General features: G+C 64.7%; 6 protein-coding genes and 1 pseudogene. 2 read left to right on the forward strand and 5 right to left on the reverse strand.

From position 1 onward, the window contains the following. The 3 genes and pseudogenes from ACQKDV_RS16420 to ACQKDV_RS16430 all read right to left on the reverse strand — a co-directional run. Nucleotides 1–1452, reverse strand: a pseudogene (locus ACQKDV_RS16420) (peptidase); the annotation flags it as partial. A gap of 188 nt (nt 1453–1640) precedes the next feature. Beyond that, nucleotides 1641–4508 carry a TonB-dependent receptor plug domain-containing protein gene (locus ACQKDV_RS16425; protein WP_427785138.1) on the reverse strand — a complete coding sequence of 956 codons (2868 nt, stop codon included), beginning with the start codon at nt 4506–4508 and terminating at the stop codon, nt 1641–1643. A 179-nt stretch (nt 4509–4687) separates the two neighbouring features. Continuing rightward, entirely contained in the window at nt 4688–6724 is a 2037-nt protein-coding gene (locus ACQKDV_RS16430; RefSeq protein WP_427785140.1) for an alpha/beta hydrolase family protein, read from the reverse strand. Between the two features lie 137 nt (nt 6725–6861). Here ACQKDV_RS16430 and apbC point away from each other — a divergent pair, with 137 nt between their 5' ends. Together apbC and dcd are read left to right on the forward strand one after the other, a co-directional pair. Continuing rightward, the gene (gene apbC / locus ACQKDV_RS16435; RefSeq protein WP_427785142.1) at nt 6862–7758 is read left to right on the forward strand and encodes an iron-sulfur cluster carrier protein ApbC; all 897 of its coding nucleotides are present in this window, start codon (nt 6862–6864) and stop codon (nt 7756–7758) included. Nucleotides 7759–7837: 79 nt separating this feature from the next. After that, nucleotides 7838–8410: a dCTP deaminase gene (gene dcd / locus ACQKDV_RS16440; protein ID WP_079222647.1), complete on the forward strand. Its 573-nt coding sequence runs from the start codon at nt 7838–7840 to the stop codon at nt 8408–8410. Between the two features lie 69 nt (nt 8411–8479). Here dcd and ACQKDV_RS16445 read toward each other — a convergent pair whose 3' ends face one another. After that, nucleotides 8480–8647 carry a LiaI-LiaF-like domain-containing protein gene (locus ACQKDV_RS16445; protein ID WP_165835665.1) on the reverse strand — a complete coding sequence of 56 codons (168 nt, stop codon included), beginning with the start codon at nt 8645–8647 and terminating at the stop codon, nt 8480–8482. Nucleotides 8648–8662: 15 nt separating this feature from the next. Next, nucleotides 8663–8910 (reverse strand): HIT domain-containing protein (locus tag ACQKDV_RS16450; RefSeq protein ID WP_427785144.1); only part of this gene is annotated, 248 nt, incomplete at its 5' end.

Below are 8910 nucleotides of genomic sequence, written 5' to 3' on the forward strand. Positions count from 1 at the left end.
GGCCACGGCGATGCCGCGGCGGAAGCGCATCAGCTCGGCCAGCATGGCCGCGCGCACATTGCCCAGGTAGCTGTCGCGCTCGGTCTGCAGGCCCGACCAGTCACGCCACTTGTCCGGGTAGCCGATCTTCGGGGTGAAGGTTTCCCACTTGGCGATGGCCTTGGCCTTGGTTTCCTCGCTCATCCAGCTCAGGCCCTGGATGCGTTCCTTCAGCGAGGCGGCCAGGTTCTTCACCAGTTCTTCCATCTTCGCCTTGGCTTCCGGCGAGAAGGCAACCTTCACATACAGCTGGCCGAAGGCTTCACCGGCATCATTCTCGATGGTGCCCAGCACGCGCTTCCAGCGCGGTTTCTGTTCCTTCTGGCCATTGAGGGTCTTGCCGTAGAACTCGTAGTTCTCCTGCACGAAGGCGTCGGCCAGGTACGGCGAGGCGCCGTCAACGGTGTGGAAGCGCAGGTAGGCGCGCCAGACCGACGGGTCGGTGTCGCCCAGGGCCTTGCTCACTTCCTCGTGGAAGGCCGGCATGGCCAGCGAGAACTTCTCCGGTGCGGCAACGCCCTGCGACGTGAAGAACTCGGTCCAGCTGAAGTTCGGGGTCAGCTTGTCGGCGTCGGCCAGGGTGACCGGGTTGTAGAACAGCTCGACGTTGCGCGACAGCTCCACGCGCGACTTGGAGGCCTTGGCCAGGCGGGTTTCGAACTTGACCACGTCCTCGGCCTGCTTGGCGGCGTCGGCGGCCGCGACGCCGGACAGTTCCAGCACCTTGGCGACGTGGGCCTGGTAGGCCTTCAGCTTGTCGGCGTTCTTGGCATCGGTGTAATAGGTGGTGTCCGGCAGGCCCAGGCCGCCCTGGCTGGCGTAGGCCATGTTCACGGCCGAGTTCTTGAAGTCGGCTTCGGCGCCGAAGCCGAACAGGATGTTCTCACCCTTGGCGGCGCTGCTGCGCAGGTAATCGGCGATGGCCGCCTTGTCCTGCAGGCCGTCGATGGCGGTGAGGTCGGCCTTCAGCGGCTCGATGCCTTGGGCGTTGATCTTGGCCTCGTCCATGCCGGTGGCCCACAGGTCACCGACGATCTTCTCGATGTGGTTCGGGTTCTTGACCTGGGCGACCTGCTCGGCCAGCTGATGCTGCACGGCCACCGAACGCTCGTCGAGGATGGTGAAGGCGCCCCAGCTGGTGCGGTCGCCCGGGATCTCGTTGGCGGCCAGCCACTTGCCGTTGACGTAGTCGCCGAAGGCACCGCAGGCGTCCAGCTTGCTGTCCAGGTCACTGGCCTGGAAGGCGTTGTAGGCCGGCAGCTTGGAATCGTCCAGCGTGTAGGTGGTGGCCTGGTCGGTGGCGGCCGGCGTGGAGGCGGTGGCGTCCTTGGCCGGGGTGTCGGTCTTGCCGCAGCCGACCAGGGTGGCCGAAACGGCCAGGGTCAGCAGCACGATCTTGGGAGTACGGGTCACTTGCATGGCCTCCAGGCCGAGTGAGTCAGGGAAGGGCCGCACAGGCGGCCGTGGGCCGAACGATACGCCGGCGGCCCGCCCTGCAAGGGTGTCGAAGGTCATGGCTGGGCGCAAGGGCCAGGCCGGGCCCATGAAAAGACAGACCCGGCAAAAGCCGGGTCTGTCGGGGTGTTGCGGTTACCGCTGGATCAGAACTTGTACTTCAGGCGCACGAACGGGGTGCGGCCGTAGTAGTCGTACTGGGTGGCGAAGGCCGGAACATTGCCGTAGCGCGAATCGGCAACACCGGTGGACACCAGCGGCGGGGTTTTGTTGAAGATGTTGCTGACGCCCACCAGGATTTCCCAATCGGCCTGCGAGTAGCTGACCGATGCGGTGTGGTAGATGCGCGAGTCAGCCACGATGTCGCGGTAGGAGTTGGGACGGCCCTGGTAGGTGAACACCGGATCCAGGTCGATGTCCTTGGTCTTGTGGATGTAGGTGGTCAGCCAGTTGAAGTTCCAGTCACCGCGGGTCAGGCTCAGTGCCAAGTTGCCGACGACCTTCGGGCGGCCGATGTCGCCGAGCAGTTCGTTGGAGGACAGGCCACTTTCTTCAGCGCTGGAGAACACCTGCTGGGTATCTTCGATCGTGTAGGTGACCTGCGTTTCGACGGAGAACTTGCCGAACGAGAAGTCATGGTCGAAGTTGGCGGTCAGGTCGTAACCACGGGTGCGCTGCTTGTTGATGTTGACGTACTGGTTGAAGACCTCGGTGATGTTCCAGGCCTCGTCGCCGGTACCCGGGTTACGGGTCAGCAGGCCGCAGAAGGCGTTCGGGAACACTTCCGCGCCGTAGCAGCCCTTGATGATGTCGGCGGTGGTGATCTGGCCGATTTCGTTCTTCACCTGGTAATCGAAGTAATCGATGGCCACGCTCAGGTTGGCGAAGGTCGGGGTGAACACGATGCCAGCGGTCTTGGCGCGCGAGGTTTCCGGAGTCAGCTGGCCAGCGCCGCCGCCCGAATAGATCGTTGCGCTGCTGCCATTGCCGGCGTAGTCAGCCGGGATGCCAGCGGCGGCGCAGTTGGTCTGGTAGTTGGTGTTGGAGCTTTCACCCCAGCGGATGCACGGATCGATGCCGCTCTGGCCCAGGAAGCCGGTCTGGTTGCCCAGGTACAGCTCGTACAGGCCCGGTGCGCGGTAGGACGTGCCGATCGAGCCACGCAGGCGCAGCGCCGGAATGACCTGCCAGTTCAAGCCGACCTTCCACACTTCGTCAGTGCCGTCGACGGAGTCGTACTGGAACGCACGGCCGGAAGCATTCAGGCTCAGCGATTCCACGCCGGTCAGGCCCTTCAGCAGCGGCACGTCGAATTCGACGAACGCTTCCTTGACGCGGTCATCGCCCTTGGTGACGTTGGCCGAGCTCGAACCCCACAAGTCCTGCGCCTTGGACAGCTCGCCCGGCTGGTCGTTGATCGAGTAGTAGCGGTATTCCAGGCCGGCGGCGACGCCGACGGCACCGGCCGGCAGCTCGAACAGGTCACCGCTCACCACGGCGTTGACCGTGGCCTGCTTGTAGATGGTCTTGCCCCAATCCCACACGCCCAGCAGGTTGGTCAGCTCGTCAACCTTGGCGCCGCTCAGGTAGCCCGGATCCAGGTAGTTCAGCGTCGGAGCGTCGTCGGTGTAATCAACGTCGCCGGTCTTGGATGCCTGGATGCCCAGGTTGCCGTACTTGCCCTTCGAGTGGCTGAAGTTGGCATTGACTTCCCAGGCCCAGGTATCAGTGCCCTTGAACAGGCCATCCAGCTTGGTGGCGCCGTAGAAGTAATCAACTGTCACGTCCTGCTGGGACTTGAACGGCATGATCGGACGGATGACGCCGGTGAAGCCGGAGTCGGCCGGAGCCTGGATGCGCGGGAAGAACTGGCGCCAGCGGAACGTCTCGGTTTCGCGGCGGTTGAACAGGAACTGCGTCTTCCAGTTGATGGAATCGAAGGCGAAGTCGCTGGCGACGTAGACGCTCTTGCGTTCCTGCTGGTTGATGATCTGCTCTTCACCGAAGCGCGCGAAGTTCAGCGGCTCGTCATAGATAGCATCGCGTCCACCGGCGTAGGTGCGGGTGGTGCGCGGGCGGTAGCCCGGCAGCGGGCCAATGGTGGTGCCGTCCGGCGAAGGAACGTAGCGCACAGCGCCGACGTCGACGACGTTGTGCAGCAGGTTGTTGCAGTTGGCCAGATCAGTGCCGGCGGTGATCGAACGATCCTGGCGGTCAATGCGGTTGCCGTCGGCATCCTTGACCAGGTCGTTGCTGCAGTTCAGGTAGTCGCGGTCGTTGCGGGTCAAGGCGTAGTGCTTGTACCACTCGGCGGCTGCGACGATGCTGCCGTTCTCGAAGTTCCAGCCGTTGGCCAGCGATGCGGCGAACACTTCGCCGCCGCCTTCGGTCGGCACGCGGCCGGTCACCGTCAGCTCCGGGCGGTCGATGTTCTTTCGGGTGATCAGGTTGACCACACCGGCCACGGCATCGGAACCATAGATGGACGAAGAACCATCCTTCACGATTTCAGCGCGCTGCAGGATGGCGGTCGGAATGACGTTCAGGTCGAACGCGCCAACGGCACCGCGGGTACCGGCCGGGCCAGGACGCTGGCCGTCCAGCAGCACCAAGGTGCGGTTGGCACCGAGGCCGCGCAGCGACACGGTCTGCACGCCGGTGCCGCCGTCGACGACGAAGCCGCCGAACTGGTGGGTGATCTGCGTTTCAGCAGAACCGATGGCCGACTTCTGCAGGAATTCAGCAACGTTGACCTGGCCCTGCTTGGCATTGGTCTCGGCGTTGATGGTGAATACCGGCGAGGTGGTCTCGTAGTCAGCGCGGCGGATCAGCGAGCCAGTGACGGTGATCTTGTCAAGGTCGGTCGCGCGCTGCGAGGCGGAAGAGGTGCTTGACGCCGGTGCTTCCTGCTGGGTTGACTCCTGGGCCAGGACCGGTGCTGTCTGGAGGCAGGCCAGCACAGCGAGAGCAAGAGGAACGCGGCTTGGCTTGATGTGGCGGTTGGCGTTGCGCATTTCGATGGATTCCCACTTGTTATGCTTCGGTTAATCGAGTGTATGTGCGGCGTAAAGTAAATGCAACGTGAATATTCAAATTTCGTAACGTGTTGTTGCTAAGGGGAATTCAGCTTCCAGCAGGCAAAAAAAAGCCCCGCCGGTTCAGCTGCGGGGCCTGTTCCTGCTGCTTGGGACTGTCAGAGCCCGCCGGGTCCACAGTCCTTGGCGAGGAAGTCCTCCATCAGCGTCAGCGTCGTCTGGAAGTGGCGCGGGTACCACGGCATGCTGTGGGGCATGTCGGGAATGAGCTCGAAGCGCGCCGGTACCTTGCCCTGTACCGCGTTGTAGAAGTTGCGGGCATGGAAGGACGGCGTTCGCACGTCACGGTCGCCGACGAAGGTCAGCAGGGGAATGGTGGCTTTTGCGGTGTTCTGCATCGGGTCCATGCCCTTCACGGTACGCCCCTGCAGGATGCGCTGCAGGCGGTTCTGGCTCCATGAGGTGCCCAGGCGGCCCAGGTCGGTCACCGGCGCGCCAGCGATGGCGCACTGGTAGGGGGACGGGCTGCGCACGGTGGCTGCCGCGGCGGCGAAGCCGCCATAGGAGTAACCGAAGATCGCGATGCGGTCCTTCGCGGCGATGCCCTGCGAAACCAGCCAGGCGGCGCCGTCGTCCTTGTCATCCTGCATTTTCTGGCCCCACTGGCCATCGCCGGCCAGCCACAGCTTGCGGCCCAGGCCGGAGCTGCCGCGGTACTGCGGGCGCAGTACGGCGTAGCCGCGCGAGGTGAAGAACGGTACCCAGCCCGAGGCGTCCCAGCCGGTGTAGTCACGTGCCCATGGGCCACCATGCGGGTGGACCAGCGCAGGCAGGGGCGCATCGCCCTGCTTCCAGCCCGGCGGCAGGTCCAGGATGGCCGGAATCTGCTGGCCATCGCGGGCGGTATAGGTTACCCATCGCTGTTCGCCGATCTGCTTGCTGTCCACCCAAGGGCGCTCGCTGCCCAGCGGCACCACGTCCTTGCGGTCGGTCAGGATGTAGTAGCTCTTCGGGTTGCGGTTGCTTTCAGTGGTGAACAACACGCGTGAAAGGTCATCGTTGTAGCCGGTGATGTAGACGGTCAGGCCCGGGTAGGCCTTCTGCAGGCCGTCCTGCAGTCCCTTCATCTGCGGGTCGACGTAGACTGCCTGGCGCTCCGGGCCGTCCACATAGAAGCCCAGCACCTGGTTGAAGTTGCTCTTGCGCGTGCCGAGGATGAGCGAGCTGATCGAGAAGGTCGGGTGGGCGGCCAGCGGCTCCTTGTCGAACGCCTTCTTTGCCGGGTCGTACAGGCGGGCCTGCACCAGGTCGGAGAACTGGTCGGTCAGCACATAGAGCTTGCCGCTGTCATCGTCGATGCCCACCACGTCTACCGTGTAGCGGTCGCTCAACCGGGTGGTCAGCGGAGCGTGCACCTCGAACTGCCCTGCGCTGTTCCTGATCAGCACGCGTTGTTCGAAATCATCCGGACCGCTGGATTCGATCTGCGTCTGGGTCAGCACTTCACCGGTGCGGGGGTGGAACAGGCCGGGCGTGGTGCGCGAGTTGCCCTTGAACAGCAACTCGGTCTGGCCGGTACGCAGGTTGAAGCGGTAGTAGTTGGCCTGCAGCGTGGCTTCATTGAGCTGGTTGATGATGACCCTGTCCGGGTCCAGTGGCAGCAGGTGGACCAGCGAGGCGGTGCCGGCAAGCTCCAGGCAGCGCAGCGTTTCGGGGCTGACGCCCAGGGTGCGGGTGTTGTTGGCGAAGGCTTCGTCGAACTTCGCCTGACTGGCGTCGGTCAGGTACGCCTTGGTAAGGAAGGTCTTGGTGGCACCGGTACTGTTGCCCTCGCCGCAGCCGCCCAGCTTGCCGGTCCATTCCTGGCGGCCGATGACCAGGTTTCGGCCGGCCTTCAGGGCACTGGCGGCAATGAATTTCATCCGGTCACCGGACGGCGTGATCGCGACCGGGCCGGCCGCCATGTTGTCCAGGTTCCAGTTGGCCAGAGCGGTCTCGTCGTTGTTGCTGCCCGGGGCGGCAATGATGGCGACCAGCTGCTTGCCATCGGCACTCATGGTGACCGATTGCAGGGCGGGGATCTTTGCGAAGTCCTCGGCCGGCAGTGGCGCTGCGGTCGCCTGGAGCGCCCCGAGGCAGCAGGCCGCCAGCGTCACAGTGAGCCGAAGGGCAGAAGTAGAGCGAGGGCGTTGCATGTTGGCGTCCTTGGCAGCAGCTCGGAAAGATGAGCTGAAGATGAACGAGTGCTGGCCGATCGTCAACTTGGCGTTAAATGTGGCCCGGGCGTCGCCAGGCCCGCTCGATTTCTGTCGGACTCAGCCCAGCTTGTATGATGAGAGGTTGCCCGCCCCACGAACCGCCCCCGGAGTCCGCAGTGAACAGCCCCGCCCGTCGTCCCCACGCCAGCCAGGTACAGAAGGGCCTGTCGCCCCATGCGCGCATCCGCAACGTGATCGCGGTGGGCTCGGGCAAGGGCGGCGTCGGCAAATCGACCACCTCGGTGAACCTGGCCGTGGCCCTGCAGCAGCTCGGCACGCGCGTGGGTGTGCTGGATGCGGACATCTACGGCCCCAGCGTGCCGGCCATGCTCGGCCTGTCCGGCCGCCCGGAAAGCCCGGACAACAAGAGCATCGAACCGATGCGTGCGTTCGGCGTGGACACCATGTCCATCGGCTATCTGGTGGAAGACGAGACGCCGCTGATCATGCGTGCACCGCGGGCGACCGCAGCGCTGACCCAGCTGTTCGAGGACACGCTGTGGGATGACCTGGACTACCTGCTGATCGACCTGCCGCCGGGCACCGGTGACATCCAGCTGACCCTGGTGCAGAAGATTCCGCTGGCCGGCGCGGTCATCGTCACCACCCCGCAGGACATCGCCACGCTGGATGCGAAGAAGGCACTGAAGATGTTCGAGAAGGTGGAGGTGCCGGTGCTGGGCATCGTCGAGAACATGGCCGTGCATACCTGCAGCAACTGCGGCCACGTCGAACACCTGTTCGGCGAGGGTGGTGGCGAGCGCATGGCCGCGCAGTACGGGGTGCCGCTGCTGGGCTCGCTGCCGCTGCAGATCGACATACGCGAACAGGGTGACGCCGGCAGCCCGATCACGGTCGCCCAGCCCGATTCGACCGCCGCCCAAGCCTACCGTCGCGCCGCCGAGCGTCTGGTGGAAGAGGTAGGCAAGCGCCCGCGTGCGTCCATCCAGATCCTGTCCTCGCTGCTGTAGGGCCGGGCCTGCGGGGCTGCCGCGTGCGTGCCCGGCCCCCTGCTAGAATCCACGCGCGCCCTCGTACCCAGGACAAACCATGAGCATCAAGAGTGACCGTTGGATCCGCCGTATGTCCGAGCAGCACGGCATGATCGAGCCGTTCGAGGCCGGGCAGGTGAAGCACGCCAACGGCGAGCGCATCGTCAGCTACGGCACCTCCAGCTATGGTTACGATGTGCGCTGTTCGCGCGAGTTCAAGGTGTTCACCAACATCAACTCCACCATCGTCGACCCCAAGCACTTCGACCCGGGCAGCTTCGTCGACATCGTCGGCGATGAGTGCATCATCCCGCCCAACAGCTTCGCGCTGGCGCGCACGGTGGAGTACTTCCGCATCCCGCGCGACACCCTGGTGGTGTGCCTGGGCAAGAGTACCTATGCCCGCTGCGGCATCATCGTCAACGTGACCCCGCTGGAGCCGGAGTGGGAAGGCCACGTGACGCTGGAATTCAGCAACACCACGCCGCTGCCGGCACGCATCTACGCCAACGAGGGCGTGGCCCAGATGCTGTTCTTCCAGGCGGCCGCCGATGACGTATGTGAAACGTCCTACAAGGATCGCGGCGGAAAGTACCAGGGCCAGACCGGTGTGACCCTGCCGCGCACCTGAGCCACGCATCGGCAGCGCCGGGCCATGCCCGGCGTTGGGTGAATCCGCCGGGCATGGCCCGGCGCTGCGTTATTTGCCGCGACCAAACAGCATCGCGATGCCGACGCCGACCAGGCCGACAGGCCACCAGGTCAGGAACAGCTTGGACAGGTTCAGGTGCGTCCAGCCCAGGTTGCTGGCGAGCATGAACAAGCCGATCAGGATCAGCAGGATGGCGGCGACGAGATTGAAGCGCATCGGGTCGTCAAAGGCTCAGGGATGGGCCGGATATCCTAGCCGTTCCTTCCAGTAGGCGACATGCTGGTCGAGTGCCGCCGGCTCGTAGCGGTGCGCCGGCCCGCTGCCCCAGACCGGGCCCGGCCAGGCCGGATCGCCGTCGTGGCGGCCGATCACGTGGAAATGCAGCTGGCGCACGATGTTGCCCAGCGCGCCGATGTTGATCTTCTCCACGCCGTCGGTGCCGTGCAGGGCCTTGCAGGCCCGGTTGAGCTCGGTGCGCA

It is taken from the genome of Stenotrophomonas sp. NPDC077659 (genome assembly GCF_050268705.1).
Classification (GTDB): Bacteria; Pseudomonadota; Gammaproteobacteria; order Xanthomonadales; family Xanthomonadaceae; genus Stenotrophomonas.

Bases quoted from the DNA above. Each gene is read 5' to 3' on its own strand.
- ACQKDV_RS16425 (WP_427785138.1), bottom strand. From the start codon at position 4,508: ATGCGCAACGCCAACCGCCACATCAAGCCAAGCCGCGTTCCTCTTGCT.
- ACQKDV_RS16430 (WP_427785140.1), bottom strand. From the start codon at position 6,724: ATGCAACGCCCTCGCTCTACTTCTGCCCTTCGGCTCACTGTGACGCTG.
- apbC (WP_427785142.1), top strand. From the start codon at position 6,862: ATGAGAGGTTGCCCGCCCCACGAACCGCCCCCGGAGTCCGCAGTGAAC.
- dcd (WP_079222647.1), top strand. From the start codon at position 7,838: ATGAGCATCAAGAGTGACCGTTGGATCCGCCGTATGTCCGAGCAGCAC.
- ACQKDV_RS16445 (WP_165835665.1), bottom strand. From the start codon at position 8,647: ATGCGCTTCAATCTCGTCGCCGCCATCCTGCTGATCCTGATCGGCTTG.